The following is a 14,542-nucleotide window of genomic DNA, read 5'->3' on the forward strand; positions in this document are numbered from 1 at the left end:
GACGCGGGATGGAGCAGTCTGGTAGCTCGTCGGGCTCATAACCCGAAGGTCGTCGGTTCAAATCCGGCTCCCGCAACCAAACATCAAAAAAGGCTACTCGAAAGAGTGGCCTTTTTTGTGGCTGTCATTTGGGGAAGCGCGATCCCGCCGCCCTCTCCACCCAGCGCTTCATATTAATGAAACAAGGCCTGTGGATGATGGCGACCTGCTGTCAGGCGCGGATTGCGATAAAAGCCTTGTCCAACCGCCACTTAGGCGCCCCAACGCTCCCGATGCGGTTATTTTGTCGATCCCTGGCATTAAAGGTTGACACTTCGTCGTTCGACTGTAGAATGCCGCCACACAGACGCGGGATGGAGCAGTCTGGTAGCTCGTCGGGCTCATAACCCGAAGGTCGTCGGTTCAAATCCGGCTCCCGCAACCAACATCTAAAAAGGCTACTCGAAAGAGTGGCCTTTTTTTTGCCTCGCTGAAAGCGCTCGAACAGCGGGCCGGAATCCTTGTCACATCCCATTACCGGGGTGCGTTCATCCGAGAGGTCTTGTTACTGTATGTTGCCGGGAGCGATAGTTTTGATCTCCCCTGCCGATACGCTGGCCAGCGACTGAACCTAGACTGAACGGTCACCGATACGTATCCGTGGTATTCGCCCGTTAGACGTTCAAGCGCTAACATCCTGAATTATTTTTTGCGTAGGGATTGGTAACTTGGCTGTATACCTCCATCCTGTCGCGCACGATCCAAGGAGTGATTGATGCGCGCCAACCCGTCCGACACAAACGAAGCAGTGACGGAGCATCCTCCGGCTCCCCCGAAACGACTGCGTCTACGCGAACTGGTGAGCAAGTACCGTCAACCCATTGGGTTAGGCGTCACCATCCTGCTGTTCGCCATCGCCCTGATCGCCTGTCGGCACATGCTGACCGAGCTGGACATCTACGCTCTGCAGGATTCGCTGCTCAGTGTGCCGCTGCCTTCTCTGGCCGGCGCAGTGCTGGCGACTGCCATCGGGTTCGTGATTCTGCTGGGCTACGAGTGGTCCGCCAGTCGCTACGCCAATGTCGATCTGCCGCCGAAGTCGCTGATCATGGGCGGGTTTTGCGCGTTCGCCATCGGCAACGCCGTAGGCCTGTCGATGCTGTCCGGCGGCTCGGTTCGTTACCGCCTTTACTCGCGATTGGGACTGGGTGCGGGCGAAGTTGCCCACATGACCCTGTTTGCCAGCCTGTCCTTGGGTTGCGCACTTCCCCCGCTGGCTGCCCTCGCGACCTTGAGCGACCTGCCCGCCGCTTCGCTGGCTCTGCATGTATCAGTGCCGGTACTGGCAACCGTTGCAGTCGCCGTGCTCGCGTTCAGTCTGATTCTGGGTTATGCCATCTATCGCCGACGCCTGCCGGAACAGACGATCCCGCATAACCTGCTGGTCCGCGCCGGCCGCCGCACCCTGCGTCTGCCTGGCGTACGCCTGACCCTGATGCAGTTGGTGATTACTGCGCTGGACGTCGCCGCCGCTGCTGCCGTCCTCTATCTGTTGCTGCCCTCCGCCCCGCCCTTCGGTGCGTTCCTGCTGGTTTACCTGCTGGCCCTGGCCGCAGGTGTCCTCAGCCACGTGCCCGGTGGCGTCGGCGTCTTTGAAGCCATTCTGCTCGCCGCCTTTGCCGACGAGCTGGGCGCCGCACCGCTGGCCGCCGCGCTGCTGCTGTACCGCCTGATCTACGTGGTGATGCCGCTGCTGATCGCTTGTCTGGTACTGCTTTACAGCGAGGCCAAGCGACTATTGTTTGCGCAACAAGCCATGCGCGTTGCGTCAGGCCTTGGCGCTCCGATTCTGGCGTTGCTGGTATTTCTCTCCGGCGTGGTGCTGCTGTTTTCCGGCTCGACCCCCGAGATCGACACCCGCCTGGAGAGCCTCGGCTTCCTCATTCCCCATCGACTGATCGACGCCTCTCACTTCGGCGCCAGCCTGATCGGCGTGCTCTGCCTGTTGCTCGCGCAGGGCCTGCGTCGTCGCCTGTCGGCGGCGTGGATGCTGACCACGATTCTGCTGTTTGTGGGCTCCATTCTGTCGATCCTCAAGGGTTTCGACTGGGAAGAAGCGAGTCTGCTGCTGCTGACCGCGTGCCTGCTGACCATCTTCCGTCGCTCGTTCTACCGTCCGAGTCGCTTGCTGGAACTGCCGTTTTCACCGCTGTATCTGGTCGCCAGTGTCTGCGTGCTGGGTGCTTCGGTCTGGCTGCTGCTGTTCGCCTATCAAGACGTGCCCTACAGCCACCAGCTGTGGTGGCAGTTCACACTGGACGCCGATGCCCCACGGGGTCTGCGCTCGGCGCTCGGAAGCGCGGTGTTGCTGCTGATCGTCTCGCTGACCTGGCTGCTGCGCACCGCGCGCCCTGTGATCAACCTGCCAGACGAGGCACAGCTGGCCAAAGCCGCGGAGATCATCAAAGCATCCAGCCAGCCCGATGGCGGTTTGGTGCTGACCGGCGACAAGGCCGTGCTGATGCACCCTGACGGCAATGCGTTTCTGATGTACGCCCATCGCGGCCGCAGCCTGGTTGCGCTGTACGATCCGATCGGCCCGACCCAGCAGCGGGCCGAGCTGATCTGGCAGTTCCGCGATCTGTGTGACGTTCACCATGCCCGCCCGGTGTTCTATCAGGTGCGTGCGGAGAACCTGCCGTTCTACATGGACATCGGCCTGACTGCGATCAAGCTGGGCGAAGAGGCCCGGGTCGATTTGCACAAGTTCGACATCGAAGCCAAGGGCAAGGAAATGAAGGACCTGCGCTACACCTGGAATCGGGGTGGGCGCGACGGTCTGTCGCTGGAAATCTACGAAGTGGGTCAAGCGCCCATGGACGAGCTCAAAGTGATTTCCGATGCGTGGCTGATGGGCAAGAACGTGCGCGAGAAAGGCTTCTCCCTCGGGCGCTTCAGCCTGGATTACCTCAAGCACTTCCGGATCGCCATCGTGCACTTCCAGGGCAAGCCGGTCGCGTTCTCCAATTTGCTGGAGACCTCGCGCAATGATCTGGCGAGCCTGGACCTCATGCGCTCGCACCCGGAAGCACCGAAGCTGACCATGGAATTCATGATGGTCGGGCTGATCCTGCATTACAAAAAAGAAGGTTACGCCCGCTTCAGCCTCGGCATGGTGCCGTTGTCCGGGCTGCAACCGCGACGTGGCGCGCCCTTGACCCAACGTCTGGGCTCGATGGTGTTCAGCCGTGGCGAGCAGCTCTACAACTTCCAGGGGCTGCGCCGTTTCAAAGACAAATTCCAGCCTGACTGGGAACCTCGTTATATGGCCGTGCCCGCAGGACTTGATCCGCTCGTGGCACTGGCAGATACCGCCGCCCTGATTGCGGGCGGCCTGACTGGATTGGTGAAACGCTGATGATTCAACGCTACTGGCGCTTTTTGCTCGCAGCCCTGGTAATTCTGGTGGTGGCATTGGGTTTCTGGCTGTGGAACCGCCCCGCCGCGCAACCGACGCTTGAACACATCACCCTGGATGACGGCTCTGCGCTGATCCGTGTGGTGCCTTCGACCAAGGTGAAAACCCAGGTCGCGCTCGCCGTTACCACTGAAGAATCATTGACCGAGAAACAACTGCTCGCCCTGAGCTACGACGCTTCGGCCCGGGTCGTACAAGTGACGCTGCCGAAGGACGATTGCCAGCTTCAGGCGAAGACCTTCAATGCCGCGCTGCAAAAGCTCGACGGCGCGCCTGATCTGGTCGCCGGTGTCGGTGCGGGTGCTTCCCTGGCGTGGCGCTGGCTGGCCGGTCAGGACAACGACAATGCCCGGGCCATCTCGGTTGGCTTCGTCCGCGATCAGCCGGGTTGCACTGACCCTGTGCCGAAGGCCGCCGCCCACGGCAAGTGGACGGTCGCCTGGAACGACGGCCCCGACGACGAAAGCGCCACACTGGTCCGTGACGCACCCAATACCGAAACCAGCATCAGCGACTACGACATCAAGTACCCGCAGGTGCTGAACAACGAAGTGCGCCGTCGCCTGATTGGGGGTGACGACAACGGTGGTCTGAACATTCCGGTGGTTGAGGTGCCGTCTTCCCAGCCCTCTGACACGGTCACGCTGTTCCTGTCCGGCGACGGTGGCTGGCGCGACCTGGACAAGGACGTGGCGGGCGACATGGCGAAAATGGGTGGCTACCCGGTCGTCGGCATCGACACCCTTCGTTACTACTGGGAGCACAAATCGCCAGAACAGACCGCCGCTGATCTGAGCGAGCTGATGGCCCATTACCGGCAGAAATGGGGCGCCAAGCATTTCGTCCTGGCGGGCTATTCCTTCGGCGCCGACGTGTTGCCAGCGATCTACAACCGCTTGCCGGAAGAAGACAAGGCGCGGGTCGACGGCATCATCCTGCTGGCCTTCGCCCGCACCGGCAGCTTCGAGATTGCAGTCGAAGGCTGGTTGGGCGCAGCTGGTAAGGAAGCGGCGACAGGCCCTGAGATGGCCAAGCTGCCCGGCGACAAGGTGCTGTGCGTCTACGGCATCGAAGAGAAGGATGAAAGCGGCTGTACGGAAACCACAGCACCTGGCGAGAAGATGCAACTGCCAGGGGGCCATCACTTCGACGAAGACTACCCGGCCCTGGCCAAGCGCCTGAGTGCGGTGATCGACAAGTGGAAGGGCAAAGAACCCGCCGCGGAGTAATCGCCCGCCCATAAAAAATCCCTGCTCTCTTGCGATTGCGGGGATTTTTTTGTTTCAGCTACCCGCTGACGTGAGGCCAACCTCTGTTGGACCGGCTTCAGCCGGGAAGAGGCCAGTGCATACGCCATCAATCTCACGGCGTGACACCCGGCACATTCCCGGTTAAACCCCGCCGAAGCGGAGCTGCTTACATCTCCACCTGCGTGCCCAGCTCGATCACTCGGTTGAACGGCAGTTTGAAGAAACGCAAATTGCCGTTGGCGTTCTTCAACATGAACGAGAACAGGCCCTCGCGCCAGCGGGCCATGCCCACCAGTTTCGACGAGACCACGGTTTCGCGGCTGAGGAAGTAGGTCGTGCGCATCGGGCTGAAGTCCAGTTCCTTCAGGTGACACAGGCTCAGCGCTGCCGGCACGTCCGGCTCGTCGATGAAGCCGAAATGCAGAATCACGCGATAGAAGCCCTCGCCAAACGCCTCGACCTCGAAGCGCTGGGCCGTTGGCACGCGCGGGGTGTCTTCGTACACGACGGTCAGCAGCACCACTTGCTCATGGAGCACCTGGTTGTGCAGCAGGTTATGCAACAGCGCATGGGGAACGGCGTCCGCACGGGCCGTGAGAAACACGGCCGTGCCCTGAACGCGATGGGGCGGCTGCACGCGAATACTGCTGATGAAGATCGGCAGCGGCAGACCGCCCTCGTCGATGCGATCTACCAACAGCTGCTTGCCGCGCTTCCAGGTGGTCATCAGGATAAACAGCGCGATACCCGCCAGGAACGGGAACGCCCCGCCCTGAATGACTTTTGGCACGTTGGCCGCGAAGAACATACCGTCCACGAACAGACATCCGACCAAAATCGGCACCGCGATCAGCGGCGGCCATTTCCAGGCCAGCAGCATGACCGACGCCACCAGAATCGTTGTGCAGAGCATCGTGCCGGTCACCGCCACGCCGTAGGCCGAGGCCAGCGCGCCGGAGGATTCGAATCCCAGCACCAGCAGGATGACCCCGACCATCAGCGCCCAGTTCACCGCACCGATGTAGATCTGCCCTTGGGCGTCGCTCGAGGTGTGCTGGATGTACATGCGCGGGATGTAGCCGAGCTGAATCGCCTGCAGCGTCATCGAGAACGCCCCGGAAATCACCGCCTGCGAAGCAATAATGGTCGCCAGCGTCGACAGGGCAATCAAAGGCAACAGGGCCCAACTCGGCGCCAGCAGGTAGAACGGGTTGCGTACCGCTTCAGGGTCTTGAATCACCAGGGCGCCCTGACCGAAGTAGTTCAGCACCAGTGCCGGCAGGACCAGCGCGAACCACGCGCGGGAGATCGGCTTGCGACCGAAGTGACCCATGTCCGCATACAGCGCCTCGGCACCGGTCAGTGCGAGCACCACAGCGCCCAACACCGAAACGCCAATGCCGGGATGATCAATAAAGAAGCGAACCGCCCACACCGGGTTGACGGCATGCAGCACTTCCGGCTGTTGCAGGATGCCGTGAACGCCAAGCACGCCGAGGGTCACGAACCACAGCACCATGATCGGGCCGAACATCACGCCAATGCGCGCAGTGCCGTGACGCTGAATAAGAAACAGCGCCACCAGCACGACCAATGCAATCGGCACCACCCAGTGCTCCAGTCCGTCAAAGGCCAGCTCCATGCCTTCGACCGCGGACAGCACCGAGATCGCCGGGGTGATCATGCTGTCGCCGTAAAACAGCGCCGCGCCGAACAGGCCGAAGACGATCATGCTCGCCTGCAGCTTCGGGTATTTGGCTGAAGCCCTTCGCGCCAGCGCCGTTAGCGCCATGATGCCGCCTTCGCCTTCGTTGTCGGCGCGCAGCACCAGGGCCATGTACTTGAAGGAGACCACCCAGATCAGTGACCAGAAGATCAGCGACAGAATGCCCAGCACGGCATCGTGGCCGGCCTGCACGCCATAGCCGCCGACGAAGACCTCTTTAATGGTGTAAAGCGGGCTGGTACCGATGTCGCCATAGGCTACACCCACCGCGCCCACCAGCAGACTCAACGGTTTCGCCGAAGAATGCCCGACCTCTGCCTGACTCGTTGCGTGACCCATTTACCACTCCTGAAACCATGACTCGAGCGCCGCGATCCGGCGTTGTCGGATTGACCCACGCCGCACCGGTAAATTCCGATGCGCCCGGCCCACTTGGGGTGCCGGGCGTAACGCCGCGAAGCATAGCGCAGCACTCGTCGTAATTCTCTGTATAACACTGGTCAATCGTTCGACGCGCCGCTAGAATTGCGCACTTTTTGATCAGAGGCGCCCCAAGCGCCCAGTCAATGCTTCGGCCAAACGCCGGGCATCCTACGCCGAGGTTAGTCAATGTCCACCGTCACCACGTCTGCCGCCCCCAAGGTCGGCTTTGTCAGCCTCGGTTGCCCGAAGGCTCTGGTCGATTCCGAGCGCATCCTGACCCAGCTGCGCATGGAAGGCTATCAGGTCGTGCCGACCTACCAGGACGCTGACGTGGTCGTGGTCAACACCTGCGGTTTCATCGACAGCGCCAAGGCCGAGTCCCTCGAGACCATTGGCGAGGCGCTGGCCGAAAACGGCAAAGTGATCGTCACCGGCTGCATGGGCGTGGATGAAAGCGTGATTCGCAGCGTGCACCCGAGCGTGCTGTCCGTCACCGGTCCGCAGCAGTACGAGCAAGTGGTCAATGCCGTCCACGACGCCGCCCCGCCGAAGCTCGATCACAACCCGCTGATCGATCTGGTGCCGCCTCAAGGGGTCAAGCTGACCCCACGCCATTACGCGTACCTGAAGATTTCCGAAGGCTGCAACCACAGCTGCAGCTTCTGCATCATCCCGTCCATGCGCGGCAAGCTGGTCAGCCGCCCGATTGGCGATGTGCTCGACGAAGCGCAGCGTCTGGTCAAAGCCGGCGTGAAAGAACTGCTGGTGATTTCCCAGGACACCAGCGCCTACGGCGTCGACATCAAGTACCGCACCGGTTTCTGGAACGGTCAGCCGGTCCGCACACGCATGACCGAGCTGTGCCAGGCCCTAAGTTCGCTGGGAGTGTGGGTACGCCTGCACTACGTTTACCCGTACCCGCACGTCGACGAGATCATTCCGTTGATGGCGGCGGGCAAGATCCTGCCGTACCTGGACATCCCGTTCCAGCACGCCAGCCCGAAGATCCTCAAGCTGATGAAACGCCCGGCCTTCGAAGACAAGACCCTGGCGCGCATCAAGAACTGGCGCGAACAGTGCCCGGACCTGATCATCCGCTCGACATTCATCGTCGGCTTCCCGGGCGAAACCGAGGAAGACTTCCAGTACCTGCTGGACTGGCTGACTGAAGCCCAGCTGGATCGCGTCGGCTGCTTCCAGTACTCCCCTGTCGAGGGCGCGCCGGCGAACCTGCTGGATGCACCGATTGTTCCGGACGACATCAAGCAGGATCGCTGGGATCGCTTCATGGCGCACCAGCAAGCCATCAGCGCCGCACGCCTGCAGATGAAAATCGGCAAGGAAATCGAAGTGCTGATCGACGAAGTGGACGAGCAGGGTTTCGTCGGTCGTTCCTTCTTCGACGCGCCGGAAATCGACGGCAACGTCTTCGTGGAAAGCGACCGTGACTTCAAGCCAGGCGACAAGGTCATGTGCCGCGTAGTGGATGCCGATGAGTACGACCTGTGGGCTGAGCCAATCTAACGCTCAATCCCTGGCTCGCACGCCGCTTCGCCTCCACCAGCCCCGCCCGTAAAACGGCGGGGTTTGTTTTTTCTGGCTATCGTCCCCACATCAGGATCACTACCCAGGGAGCAGCGGCCACATGACCCGGAACTCGGTCATTTATCTGCCCAGGCAGCACGATTTCGCCGAACTCACCCGGGTCTGGGAGGCGTCCGTGCGCGCGACCCATGACTTTCTGCCCGAGAACTACATCACGCTGCTCCGGCATCTGCTGGAAACCCAGTACCTGGGCGCCGTAAACCTGTTCTGCACCCGCGACTCGCACCTGCGCATCACCGGTTTCGCCGGCACCACCCCGGGCAAACTCGAAATGCTGTTCATTGCCCCCGACCAGCGTGGCACGGGCCTGGGCAAGCAACTGCTGGACTACGCGATGGAGCACTTCCACATCACCGAGCTGGACGTGAACGAACATAATGCTCAGGCGCGGGGGTTTTACGAACGGCAGGGGTTTGAAGTGGTGGGCCGGACCGAGCTGGACGGGCTCGGCCGACCGCATCCGATATTGCGGATGCGGCTCAAGGTCATGTGAAGCAACCCTGCATCAGCGCTTCAGACTTTCCAGCAGCACCTTGTTGAACTGCTGAGGGTCCTGAATCTGCGGCGCATGGCCCAACCCAGCGAACTCCACCAGTGTCGCCTGCGGGATGCGCTTCGCTGCGGCCTTGCCCAGCTCCGGGTAATTGCCCAGCGTCTTGCGCAACTCCTCGGGCGCCGCGTCCTTGGCGATGGCGGTATTGTCCTTCTGCCCAATCAACAACACCGTCGGCATTTTCAATTTCCCGAAGTCGTAGAACACCGGCTGATTGAAGATCATCCCGTAGGTCTGCGCAGATGCCCGGGCGACCTCCTCCTTGCCGTTGCCGTTGAACATGCCGGCCTGCATGTCGACCCAATGATCGAACTCGGGCCGCCATTCATTGGCGTAGTAGGTCGACTGCTGATACTTGCGAATGCTGTCGGCACTGGTCTTCAGCTCACGGGCGTACCAGTCATCGAAGCTGCGATCCGGGACACCTTTGGCTTTCCAGTCTTCCAGACCGATAGGGTTGACCAGCAGCAGTTGATCCACTTGGTCGGGGTACATCAGCGCAAACCGGGTCCCCAGCATGCCGCCCATTGAATGCCCGACCACGGTGACGTGATCGATGCCCAGTTGGGTCAGCAGCGCTTTGGTGTTCTGCGCCAGCTGCTCAAACGAGTACTTATAATCCGCCGGTTTGCTGGAGCGGCAGAAACCGATCTGATCCGGCGCGACCACACGATAACCCGCGCCCGTCAGCGCCTTGATGGTTCCTTCCCACGTAGCGCCGCAAAAGTTCTTGCCGTGCAGCAGCACCACGCTGCGACCATTGGCAGTGCCGGTTGGCTTGATGTCCATGTAACCCATCTGCACGGGCGCACCCTGGGATTCAAAGCTGAAGTTCTGCGCCGGGAACGGATACTGAAACCCTTCCAGCTGTGGGCCGTAGGCCGGTGGTTGCGCAGCGAGCAGCGGCAGACTGACAGTCATCAGCAGGGCGGGTAGCCATTTGGTCATGAATTCGCTCCAGACAATGTAGGAATAGAGAGCAGACCTGCGTCGCTCCCGGAAAAATCCATCGAGTGGAGGCTTATTCGCCAGGCAATTTCAATGTGGCCGCGATTAACGGTGCCTGCGCGGGTACAATAGGCGCCTTTCCATTTTGTTACGGCTTTTCTCATGACTGACCCCATTCGCCTTTCCAAACGCCTTATCGAGCTGGTCGGCTGCTCCCGTCGCGAAGCCGAGCTGTTTATTGAAGGCGGCTGGGTCACGGTGGACGGCGTTGTCGTCGACGAGCCGCAGTTCAAGGTCGAAAACCAGACCGTGGTGCTGAACGCGGAAGCAAAAGCCGACACGCCTGAATCCGTTACCCTTTTGTTTAACGCCCCTGCAGGCATGGCCCCTGAAAGTGCCTTGGCGTTGATCACACCCGCTACGTTGTCCGCCGACCACAGCATCGGTCGACGTCCCCTCAAAGGGCACTTTCTGCGCCTGGAAGCGATTTCCACGCTGCAAGCCAACGCCAGCGGCCTGATGGTGTTCAGCCAGGACTGGAAAATCCTGCGCAAACTCACCGACGACCGCAGCAAGATCGAGCAGGAATACGTCGTCGAAATCTCGGGCGACATGGTTGCCCACGGCCTCAACCGCTTGAACCACGGCATGACCTACAAGGGCAAGGAACTGCCGAAGGTCAAAGCCAGCTGGCAGAACGAAAACCGCCTGCGCTTCGCCATGAAAAACCCGCAGCCCGGCGTTATTGCCCAACTGTGCGAGGCAGTAGGCCTGAAGGTTGTTTCGGTGCGGCGCATCCGTATCGGCGGCGTGTCCATCGGCAAGGTGCCTGAAGGCCAGTGGCGCTACATGACCGACAAAGAAAAATTCTGAATCCCCCCTTTATGAGCGCCGCATCCAACCCTGCGTGCGCTCATCTGTGAATCTCCAGGAAATACACGCACCATGATGAACAACGATGTACTGCGCAGCATCCGTTACATGCTTGATATCAACGACGCCAAAGTGGTCGATATCATCAAGCTCGGCGGGTTCGACGCGACCAAAGCCGATGTCGCGGCCTACATGAAGAAAGACGAAGAAGAAGGCTTCGTGCCGTGCAGTGACGAGGTCATGGCGCACTTCCTCGACGGCCTGGTGTTCTTCAAGCGTGGCAAAGACGAGAGCCGCCCGCCGCTGCCTGTCGAGCTGCCGATCACCAACAACATCGTCCTGAAAAAGCTGCGTGTGGCCTTCGAGCTGAAAGAAGACGACATGCACGCCATCCTCAAGGCGTCCGAGTTCCCGGTGTCCAAGCCTGAACTCAGCGCCCTGTTCCGCAAGGCCGGTCACACCAACTACCGCGTCTGCGGCGACCAGCTGCTGCGCAATTTCCTGCGCGGCCTGACCCTGCGCGTACGCGGCTAAGTGCTGCAGATCCGTCGATGACCCAGGCCTACAGCGTCTCGCCGATCGGCTTTATGCGCTCGTGCTTCAAAGAGAAGTTCGCCATTCCCCGGCAGCCGCAACTGGCGCCTGCCGCGCGGGGCGTGCTGGAGCTGGTCGCGCCTTTTGATCAGGGTGACGCCGTGCAGGGCCTCGAACAGGTCAGCCATGTCTGGCTGCTGTTTCTGTTTCATCAGGCCCTGGAGGATAAGCCGCGACTCAAGGTGCGCCCTCCTCGTCTGGGCGGCAATCAGTCGATGGGCGTGTTCGCCACGCGCGCGACCCATCGGCCGAACGGGATCGGTCAGTCGGTGGTCAAGCTGGACAAGGTCGAAGCCGGGCGCCTGTGGCTGTCAGGCATCGACCTGCTGGACGGCACGCCGGTGCTGGACGTCAAACCCTACGTGCCTTATGCCGATGTGATCGTTGATGCGCGCAACAGCATGGCCGCCGCCGCGCCGGAGATGATTCCGGTGCAATGGGCAGACGCGGCGCTGGCCCAGGCTCGCGAACAGGGGCTGCGCCTCGAAGAACCGCTGATCGAACTGATCGAGCAGTGCCTGGCTCAAGACCCGCGACCGGCCTACCAGACACCCACGCCAGAGCGACGCTACGGCGCGCAGTTCTGGGATCTGGACGTGCGCTGGCATTACCCGCAAGCAGGCGTGATCTGCGTGCTGGAAGTCGTCCCCGCCGCCGGTTGATAAACCGCTTACACCCGCCCACAAAAAAACCGCCTGGTCCGTGACCTCCAGGCGGTTTTTTTCAGACCCCAAAAAGGCGGGTGCCTGTACTGACCTATTCGCCGATGACGTCACCCTCGCGGTAGTGCGAGGATGACTCATCGGCGATTGGGTCGTATCCGAACGCGATTACTTCTCGACGAACGCGCGCTCGATCAGGTAATCACCCGGCTCGCGCATGCGTGGCGAAACGGTCAGGCCGAAGCTGTTGAGCACTTCGCTGGTTTCGTCGAGCATGCTCGGGCTGCCGCACAGCATGGCGCGGTCGTCCTGCGGGTTGATCGGCGGCAGGCCGATGTCGCTGAACAGCTTGCCGCTGCGCATCAGATCGGTCAGGCGGCCTTCGTTTTCGAACGGCTCGCGGGTCACGGTCGGGTAGTAAATCAGCTTGTCGCGCAGCATCTCGCCGAAGAATTCGTTCTGCGGCAAGTGCTCGGTGATGAACTCGCGGTAGGCGACTTCGTTCACGTAACGCACGCCGTGGCAGAGAATGACCTTCTCGAAACGCTCGTAGGTTTCAGGGTCCTGAATGACGCTCATGAACGGCGCCAGACCGGTACCGGTGCTGAGCAGATAAAGGTGTTTGCCCGGCTTGAGGTCGTCCAGCACCAGCGTGCCCGTAGGCTTTTTGCTGATGATGATCTCGTCGCCTTCCTTCAGATGCTGCAGCTGCGAGGTCAGCGGACCGTCCGGCACCTTGATGCTGAAGAACTCCAGATGCTCTTCCCAGTTCGGGCTGGCAATGGAGTAGGCACGCATGAGCGGGCGCCCGTTTGGCTGCTGCAGACCGATCATGACGAACTGACCGTTCTCGAAGCGCAGGCCAGGATCACGGGTGCACTTGAAACTGAAGAGGGTGTCGTTCCAGTGATGAACGCTGAGGACACGCTCGTGATTCATGTTGCTCATGGTACGTGGGAGCTCCTGATAAATTCTTGCGCGGGTCAGTGCGCCATTGCGCGACATTCTAGTGGCAGACACAATATCTGTTAACTGAATTATCAAGATATAGGTTATCGGTTATATAGATATGCGATTTACTCTCCGTCAGCTCCAGGTTTTCGTCGCGGTCGCCCAGCAGGAAAGCGTTTCCCGCGCGGCGGTCCTGTTGTCCTTGTCGCAATCTGCGGCGAGCACGTCCATTACCGAACTGGAGCGCCAGTCCAGTTGCCAGCTGTTCGACCGCGCCGGTAAACGGCTGAGCCTCAACGCGACCGGCCGGCAGCTGTTGCCACAGGCCGTCGCGCTGCTGGATCAGGCCAAGGAGATCGAAGACCTGCTCAACGGCAAGTCTGGCTTTGGTTCGCTGGCAGTCGGCGCGACCCTCACCATTGGTAACTACCTCGCCACGCTGTTGATCGGCAGCTTCATGCAGCGCCACCCCGAGAGCCAGGTAAAGCTGCACGTGCAAAACACGGCGAACATCGTTCAGCAGGTCGCTCATTACGAGATTGATCTGGGTTTGATCGAAGGTGACTGTAGCCACCCCGACATCGAAGTGCAGACCTGGGTCGAGGATGAGCTGGTGGTGTTTTGCGCCCCTCAGCATCCCCTGGCCAAAAAGGGCCGGGCGTCCCTTGAGGAACTGACGCACGAGGCGTGGATCTTGCGGGAACAGGGTTCGGGGACGCGCCTGACCTTCGATCAGGCCATGCGTCATCACTTGAACAGCCTGAACGTGAGGCTGGAGCTGGAACACACCGAAGCGATCAAACGCGCCGTCGAGTCCGGGCTGGGGATCGGCTGCATTTCGCGTCTGGCCCTGCGTGACGCTTTCCGCCGGGGCAGCCTTGTGGCCGTTGAAACGCCGGAGCTGGATCTGGTGCGGCAGTTCTACTTCATCTGGCACAAGCAGAAATACCAGACATCGGCCATTCGCGAATTCCTCGACCTCTGCCGCTCATTCACCGCCGGCGTGAATCGCAGCGACGAGATCGTCCTGCCGAGCATCGCCTGAGGCGCCGCCCGGCTGTCTGACGGCGACTGTCAGCCCAGCAGAATCAGGCCCCAGACCACAGCAATCATGCTCAGCGCCACGAACTGTGCGGCGCTGCCCATGTCTTTGGCGTTTTTGGACAAGGGGTGACGGTCCAGAGAGATCCGGTCAATCGCGGCTTCGATCGCCGAGTTCAGCAGCTCAACGATCAGCGCCAACAGGCACACCGCGATCAGGATCGCGCGCTCGCCGCGGCTGACGTGAAACATGAACGACAGCGGGATCAACACGACGTTGAGCAGCACCAGTTGACGGAACGCCGCTTCGCCTTTGAATGCAGCGGTCAGGCCGTCGAAGGAGTAGCCAGATGCGTTGAGAATACGTTTCAGGCCGGTCTGGCCTTTGAATGGGGACGTCATAGGGAAACTACTGATGAATGAAAGCGGTGGAGGCTAGTGCGGCGACGGTCAAAAAAG

At 60.9% G+C, this 14,542-nt stretch carries 12 protein-coding genes and 2 tRNA genes; 10 read left to right on the forward strand and 4 right to left on the reverse strand.

Annotated elements, in window-relative coordinates; translation table 11 throughout:
* Positions 1 to 2: 2 nt before the first annotated feature.
* The 4 genes from AC07VF_RS08740 (at position 3) to AC07VF_RS08755 (ending at position 4,686) form a co-directional block, all read left to right on the forward strand.
* Positions 3 to 79 (forward strand) — tRNA-Met (locus tag AC07VF_RS08740).
* 268 nt (positions 80 to 347) lie between these two features.
* Positions 348 to 424, forward strand: a tRNA-Met gene (locus AC07VF_RS08745).
* Between the two features lie 330 nt (positions 425 to 754).
* Positions 755 to 3,397, forward strand: a complete 2,643-nt coding sequence (gene mprF, locus AC07VF_RS08750; RefSeq protein WP_192170851.1) for a bifunctional lysylphosphatidylglycerol flippase/synthetase MprF — start codon at positions 755 to 757, stop codon at positions 3,395 to 3,397.
* Complete coding sequence (locus tag AC07VF_RS08755; protein ID WP_192170850.1) at positions 3,397 to 4,686, forward strand: virulence factor family protein; 1,290 nt, start codon at positions 3,397 to 3,399, stop codon at positions 4,684 to 4,686. The genes mprF and AC07VF_RS08755 overlap by 1 nt, the downstream gene beginning before the upstream one ends.
* A gap of 187 nt (positions 4,687 to 4,873) precedes the next feature.
* Here AC07VF_RS08755 and AC07VF_RS08760 read toward each other — a convergent pair whose 3' ends face one another.
* Positions 4,874 to 6,772: a potassium transporter Kup gene (locus AC07VF_RS08760; protein WP_192170849.1), complete on the reverse strand. Its 1,899-nt coding sequence runs from the start codon at positions 6,770 to 6,772 to the stop codon at positions 4,874 to 4,876.
* A 270-nt stretch (positions 6,773 to 7,042) separates the two neighbouring features.
* Between AC07VF_RS08760 and rimO the strand changes: the two genes are divergently transcribed.
* Together rimO and AC07VF_RS08770 are read left to right on the forward strand one after the other, a co-directional pair.
* Positions 7,043 to 8,380 carry a 30S ribosomal protein S12 methylthiotransferase RimO gene (rimO, locus tag AC07VF_RS08765; protein ID WP_346625518.1) on the forward strand — a complete coding sequence of 446 codons (1,338 nt, stop codon included), beginning with the start codon at positions 7,043 to 7,045 and terminating at the stop codon, positions 8,378 to 8,380.
* Between the two features lie 121 nt (positions 8,381 to 8,501).
* A complete protein-coding gene (locus AC07VF_RS08770; RefSeq protein WP_495007843.1) occupies positions 8,502 to 8,954 on the forward strand; it encodes a GNAT family N-acetyltransferase in 453 nt (150 codons plus the stop codon).
* Positions 8,955 to 8,966: 12 nt separating this feature from the next.
* On the opposite strand, the gene AC07VF_RS08775 is transcribed toward AC07VF_RS08770, so the two are convergent.
* Positions 8,967 to 9,962 (reverse strand): alpha/beta fold hydrolase, encoded by a 996-nt coding sequence (locus AC07VF_RS08775; protein ID WP_495007844.1) that lies wholly within the window; start codon positions 9,960 to 9,962, stop codon positions 8,967 to 8,969.
* A 162-nt stretch (positions 9,963 to 10,124) separates the two neighbouring features.
* Here AC07VF_RS08775 and AC07VF_RS08780 point away from each other — a divergent pair, with 162 nt between their 5' ends.
* The 3 genes from AC07VF_RS08780 to tsaA all read left to right on the forward strand — a co-directional run bounded on the left by AC07VF_RS08780 (position 10,125) and on the right by tsaA (position 12,091).
* The gene (locus tag AC07VF_RS08780; protein ID WP_133772785.1) at positions 10,125 to 10,835 is read left to right on the forward strand and encodes an rRNA pseudouridine synthase; all 711 of its coding nucleotides are present in this window, start codon (positions 10,125 to 10,127) and stop codon (positions 10,833 to 10,835) included.
* Between the two features lie 72 nt (positions 10,836 to 10,907).
* Positions 10,908 to 11,369, forward strand: coding sequence for a YehS family protein (locus AC07VF_RS08785; protein ID WP_074891250.1), 462 nt, complete (start codon positions 10,908 to 10,910; stop codon positions 11,367 to 11,369).
* Positions 11,370 to 11,386: 17 nt separating this feature from the next.
* Positions 11,387 to 12,091 (forward strand): tRNA (N6-threonylcarbamoyladenosine(37)-N6)-methyltransferase TrmO, encoded by a 705-nt coding sequence (gene tsaA, locus AC07VF_RS08790; RefSeq protein WP_192170846.1) that lies wholly within the window; start codon positions 11,387 to 11,389, stop codon positions 12,089 to 12,091.
* Between the two features lie 168 nt (positions 12,092 to 12,259).
* Here tsaA and fpr read toward each other — a convergent pair whose 3' ends face one another.
* Positions 12,260 to 13,039, reverse strand: coding sequence for a ferredoxin-NADP reductase (gene fpr, locus AC07VF_RS08795; RefSeq protein WP_065989778.1), 780 nt, complete (start codon positions 13,037 to 13,039; stop codon positions 12,260 to 12,262).
* 121 nt (positions 13,040 to 13,160) lie between these two features.
* On the opposite strand from fpr, the gene AC07VF_RS08800 reads away from it, so the two are divergent.
* Positions 13,161 to 14,087 (forward strand): LysR family transcriptional regulator, encoded by a 927-nt coding sequence (locus tag AC07VF_RS08800; RefSeq protein WP_192170845.1) that lies wholly within the window; start codon positions 13,161 to 13,163, stop codon positions 14,085 to 14,087.
* Positions 14,088 to 14,116: 29 nt separating this feature from the next.
* On the opposite strand, the gene AC07VF_RS08805 is transcribed toward AC07VF_RS08800, so the two are convergent.
* Entirely contained in the window at positions 14,117 to 14,485 is a 369-nt protein-coding gene (locus AC07VF_RS08805) for a diacylglycerol kinase (RefSeq protein ID WP_192170844.1), read from the reverse strand.
* Positions 14,486 to 14,542 lie beyond the last annotated feature (57 nt).

The organism is Pseudomonas sp. GW821-FHT02H06 (genome assembly GCF_059421525.1).

Coding starts and splice junctions, on each gene's coding strand:
- rimO (WP_346625518.1), top strand. CDS start 7,043: ATGTCCACCGTCACCACGTCTGCCGCCCCCAAGGTCGGCTTTGTCAGC.
- AC07VF_RS08775 (WP_495007844.1), bottom strand. CDS start 9,962: ATGACCAAATGGCTACCCGCCCTGCTGATGACTGTCAGTCTGCCGCTG.
- mprF (WP_192170851.1), top strand. CDS start 755: ATGCGCGCCAACCCGTCCGACACAAACGAAGCAGTGACGGAGCATCCT.
- AC07VF_RS08780 (WP_133772785.1), top strand. CDS start 10,125: ATGACTGACCCCATTCGCCTTTCCAAACGCCTTATCGAGCTGGTCGGC.
- tsaA (WP_192170846.1), top strand. CDS start 11,387: ATGACCCAGGCCTACAGCGTCTCGCCGATCGGCTTTATGCGCTCGTGC.
- AC07VF_RS08755 (WP_192170850.1), top strand. CDS start 3,397: ATGATTCAACGCTACTGGCGCTTTTTGCTCGCAGCCCTGGTAATTCTG.
- AC07VF_RS08770 (WP_495007843.1), top strand. CDS start 8,502: ATGACCCGGAACTCGGTCATTTATCTGCCCAGGCAGCACGATTTCGCC.
- AC07VF_RS08800 (WP_192170845.1), top strand. CDS start 13,161: ATGCGATTTACTCTCCGTCAGCTCCAGGTTTTCGTCGCGGTCGCCCAG.
- AC07VF_RS08785 (WP_074891250.1), top strand. CDS start 10,908: ATGATGAACAACGATGTACTGCGCAGCATCCGTTACATGCTTGATATC.
- AC07VF_RS08805 (WP_192170844.1), bottom strand. CDS start 14,485: ATGACGTCCCCATTCAAAGGCCAGACCGGCCTGAAACGTATTCTCAAC.
- fpr (WP_065989778.1), bottom strand. CDS start 13,039: ATGAGCAACATGAATCACGAGCGTGTCCTCAGCGTTCATCACTGGAAC.
- AC07VF_RS08760 (WP_192170849.1), bottom strand. CDS start 6,772: ATGGGTCACGCAACGAGTCAGGCAGAGGTCGGGCATTCTTCGGCGAAA.